Here is a 414-nt window from a genome sequence, read left to right on the forward strand (position 1 = left end):
CTTGGCCCAGGCCGAATACAGGGTATCCGCGATATTCACCGGACGATTACCTTCTTCAGCCGGTGTGCTATCGGAAACGATTTCCGGATCCATCCAGGTAGCGTTGGCCAGCAGGCTAAAGCTCGGGGTGATATTGGCAACAGCTTCCAGCTCGATGCCTTCACTTTCCACTTCTCCGATTTGCTGGAACGCGGGTGTACCGGTTTGACCGGAGGCCAGATTCTCCTGAGTAATTTTGAATGCCGCCGCATTGAAGTAACCATCAATACCTTCCGGCTGGAACTTCATACCCACTTCGATCTGATCGCCCTCTTGCGGCTTGGCCGCGTCGCCATTCTGGTCCAGTTGCAGAATCGGCTGGAAGAACTGCGAGTAGCTGGTATACGCAGTCAGGTTGTCATTGAGCAACCAGGC

1 protein-coding gene is annotated in these 414 nt (G+C 54.3%); it reads right to left on the reverse strand.

Features of this window, described 5'->3' with window-relative positions; genetic code table 11:
• A partial coding sequence (locus tag A3730_RS09760) for a TonB-dependent receptor domain-containing protein (protein ID WP_156501123.1) occupies positions 1-414 on the reverse strand: 414 nt, incomplete at both ends.

It is taken from the genome of Alcanivorax sp. HI0044 (assembly GCF_001634945.1).